The sequence below is a fragment of the Parafrankia sp. EUN1f genome, assembly GCF_000177675.1.
Taxonomy (GTDB): Bacteria; Actinomycetota; Actinomycetes; order Frankiales; family Frankiaceae; genus Parafrankia.
Window position 1 is genome coordinate 1 of record NZ_ADGX01000309.1, and the last position, 3596, is coordinate 3596.

The 3596-nt window shown below is 68.4% G+C and carries 4 protein-coding genes; all 4 read left to right on the plus strand.

Features of this window, described 5'->3' with window-relative positions:
- The first annotated feature begins 231 nt into the window (after positions 1-231).
- Entirely contained in the window at positions 232-435 is a 204-nt protein-coding gene (locus FREUN1FDRAFT_RS47260; protein WP_235498268.1) for a 2Fe-2S iron-sulfur cluster-binding protein, read from the plus strand.
- 56 nt (positions 436-491) lie between these two features.
- Complete coding sequence (locus FREUN1FDRAFT_RS38400) at positions 492-1247, plus strand: iron-containing redox enzyme family protein (protein ID WP_006545840.1); 756 nt, start codon at positions 492-494, stop codon at positions 1245-1247.
- Positions 1248-1368: 121 nt separating this feature from the next.
- Positions 1369-2718: an acetyl-CoA carboxylase biotin carboxylase subunit family protein gene (locus FREUN1FDRAFT_RS38405; RefSeq protein ID WP_006545841.1), complete on the plus strand. Its 1350-nt coding sequence runs from the start codon at positions 1369-1371 to the stop codon at positions 2716-2718.
- Positions 2715-3596: acetyl-CoA carboxylase biotin carboxylase subunit family protein (locus FREUN1FDRAFT_RS38410; RefSeq protein ID WP_006545842.1), on the plus strand; the 882-nt coding region annotated here is incomplete at its 3' end. The genes FREUN1FDRAFT_RS38405 and FREUN1FDRAFT_RS38410, both read left to right, overlap by 4 nt.

The window sequence follows — 3596 nt, forward strand, 5'->3', positions numbered from 1 at the left end:
CAGAAGATCTTGTAGTCACCGGGACTGTCCGAAGAGAAGGCGCCGGATTTCCTCTGGTCCAGGGGAACCGGGCCGGAGCGCTGAAGGAGTCACTGTGGTCGACGACGGTTCTGCGTCTGGCTGGTCGGCTGTCCGTCCGACCGGGCGGCATGGAGGTGCCGAATGCCAAGTCTGAAATTTGTCAACGCCGATGAGACGGTCGAATTCGATGGTTGTGTTGAACTCATCGAGATGGACGACATCATCACGTTCGGCTGCAGATCCGGCAGGTGTGGGATCTGTGTCGTGCGGATCGTGAGCGGCGGCGAGAACCTGTCGCCGCGGACGGCACGGGAGGAGCGGCTCTTCGGGCTCCTCGGCGAAGAGAGCCCCGCGATGCGCCTGGCCTGTCAGAGCAGGGCCTACGGCGACGCCGTCCTGGACGAGATCAACTGAGCGCGACCGCCCGAAACCAGCTTCTACCAGCTTCTACCGACACCGGGAGTAGTGACATGCAGACCTCGAACCGCCTCACCCACAGCGCCCTGCTGCGTCGCAAGCCGTTCCTTTCCGGCGCCGACAGCGCCCGGGCCAAGCAGGACATCGACACCTACCTCGACGCGAAGATCGAGGAGTGGAACGCGACCGTACCGTTCGCGAGACACCTTGAAGGCACCGAGATTCATATGCGGTACTACCGGCAGACGCTGATCGAGCACGCCTGGCGTATCCGGCTGATGCGCACCGCGCAGTCCTACGCACTCCACAAGATAACCCGCGTCAACGCCGAGGCGGCCAAGCTCTACGCCGCCTATCAGGACGAGGAGATGCTGCACGACGTCCTGTTCATGAAGGACGCCGAGAAGGTGGGGCTCTCGGCCGAGGACATCTTCGCGACCGAGCCGAATCTCTACACCCGCCTGCTGGCCGGCTACCTGTACTTCGTCGCGGAGCACGAGAAGGTGCTCGGCGTGATCTGCTACAGCTATCTGGTGGAATACACCACGCAGAAGATCACCCCGAAGCAGATCAAGGCCATGCGCACGTCGCTCGGCAAGGACATGATTGTCGGCCAGGCCGCGCACCTGAACACGGACCTCGTCGAGGACCACACCCAGGACATGTGGAACATCCTGAGCCTCTTCGTCGAGAGCGAGCAGGACATCGTCGACATCAAGCGGTACTTCGACGAGATCCAGGAGCTGCTCAGGCAGTTCTTCGTGGACATCCACGAGCGTTTCGGCACCGCCGAGCTCCAGTCGGCCTGACTCGGCCTGACGTCGATTCACAGTCTGATCCAGTCGGGTCACAGTCTGATCCAGTCGGGCCGGTGGCGGTCCGCACACCTGCCACCGACCCGGCCCGCGTCCTCGAGAACGGATTATCGGCATGGCTGGGAATTCTGGCTTTCTCATTCTCGCGCACCAGCTCAAGACCATGGTGCCGCCGCTGGCCGAGGCCCTGCGCCAGCGTGGGATCACCCCCTACGTCCTGTCGTCGCGTCCCGCGCAGGACGCCGGCGCCGACGCGCCGGAATGGCGCTCGCAGGTCGCGGGGCTGCACATAACCGACGGCCACGCCGTGCGCCAGGCCGACGTCGACGCCGAGCTCGCACGGCTGTCGGCGGCCGGTGTCCGGCTGCTCGGCTGCATCACGGTCTGGGACGCCTACCGGGAGCTGATGGCGTACGCGAACCGCTCGCTCGGCGTCGGTGACCTGACCGAACAGACCGTCCGCGGCCTGCGGGACAAGCTGACGATGCGCGAGCAGCTGCGTGAGCACGGCCTGTCGCAGGTGGCGGCCTGGCCGTTCGACGACGAGCGCTACGCGGCCCTGGCCGACCCGTCCCGGTACTTCGTCAAGCCGCGCACCGGGTTCGCCTCGCTGGGCGCGCAGCGCGCCGACCGGCTCACCGGGGCCGCCGAGCTGGAGCGGCTCTGGGAACGCGCCGCGAGCGACGTCGCCTACGCCGGCGCGTTCGAGGGCACCCCGTCGTTCCTCATCGAGGAGTTCATCGACGGCGTGGAATGCTCCTTCGAGGTCAGCGTCGAGCGCGGCTCGGCGACGGTTCACGCGGTGCACGAGAAGGTCGACCTGCGTGAGTCCGGGCGAACGGTGCTCGAGAACGCCTGCGCCTGCCCACCCGTCTCGCTGGACGCCGCGGTGGTCGCGCACGGCGTCGACCACATCACGCTCGCGCTGAAGGCGCTGGGAGTGGACACCGGCGTGCATCACGTCGAGGCCCGGTACACCAGCCGGGGCACCTGGGAGATCGTCGAGGTCAACCTGCGGATCGGCGGCGCGTACATCGTCCCCAGCACGCGGCTGCACAGCGGTGTGGACCTGATGGGCCGGTGGATCGACCTGCTGCTGGGAGACGCCGACCAGCGGACGGCCGGCCAGCGGACAACCGGCCAGCGGACGGCCGACCAGTCACCGGTTGACCAGCCACCGGTTGACGAGCCTGGCGAGCGTGCGGGCGACGGCGTGCGCAGGACCTTCTTCCGGGTGTTCTTCGGCGAGCCGGGGCGCCACGTCGCCCGGCTGAGTCGGCGGCCGGGCCGGATCGAGGTCCTGGAGGACAAGGTCTTCGTCCACGAGGGCGACACGCTGCCGCACGTCGATCGGGAGATCTTCGTCGGCCAGGCGCTGTGGGACATCACCGCGCTCGGCCCGCACCTGCCGGCCGACTTCGTCACCGAGACGGAGTCCTATCTGGAGATCGGCTACCGGCCATGAACATCGTCATCCTGCACCGCATCCCGTTCGCGAAGATCCGCTACGACCTGGCCGTCGACCACGACCGCCACACCGTGCGCTACCTGAGCACGACCGGCACCACCGACGGCCTGCCGGCCGGTGCGGACCGACGTGTCCTGACCACCCCGACCGCGGACGTCGACGCGCTGGCCGCCGAGCACGCCGACTGGCTGGGCAGCGCGGACCGGCTGATCGCCCGCTCCGAATACGACCTGCTGCCGGCGGCGCACCTGCGCGAGAGGTTCGGCATCCCCGGTGACCGGCCAGCCGACATCGCGCCGCTGCGGGACAAGTGGCTGATGCGCACCCGCGCCGCCGCCGCCGGCATCGCGCAGCCCGCGTTCTGGAGCGTCGCGGACTTCCGCCGCAACCCGCCCACCACCGGCACGTATCTGATCAAACCCAGGCTGGAGGCGTCCAGCACCGGCATCGAGACCGGTGACGCCCGGCAGATCCTCGACCGCCTCGCCGCGCACCCGGCGGCATCCGACACGTCCGATGTGTTCGTCGAACAGTTCGTGCCCGGCCAGATCTGGCACCTCGACGGCTACCTGCGCCACGGCGTCGTCCGCACCGTGACGAGCAGCGTCTACGTCGGGGACTGCCTGAACTTCGCCCACGGCAGCCCGCTCGGCTCCGCGCAGACCCCGGACGAACCGGAGGCGCTGGCGCTGCTGCGCCGCACACTGCCCGTCCTCGGCCAGCGCGACGGCGCCTTCCACTTCGAGCTGATCCGGACAGGCGACGGCCGGTTCCTGTTCCTGGAGACGGCGAGCCGGGTCGGCGGGGCCGGCGTCGCGGAGACGTTCGAGCTGCGCACCGGCGTCAACCTCTACCAGGTCGACCTGGCCCACCAG

Excerpts from the sequence above, each read along its gene's own strand:
- FREUN1FDRAFT_RS47260 (WP_235498268.1), top strand. The coding sequence starts at position 232 with ATGGACGACATCATCACGTTCGGCTGCAGATCCGGCAGGTGTGGGATC.
- FREUN1FDRAFT_RS38400 (WP_006545840.1), top strand. The coding sequence starts at position 492 with ATGCAGACCTCGAACCGCCTCACCCACAGCGCCCTGCTGCGTCGCAAG.
- FREUN1FDRAFT_RS38405 (WP_006545841.1), top strand. The coding sequence starts at position 1,369 with ATGGCTGGGAATTCTGGCTTTCTCATTCTCGCGCACCAGCTCAAGACC.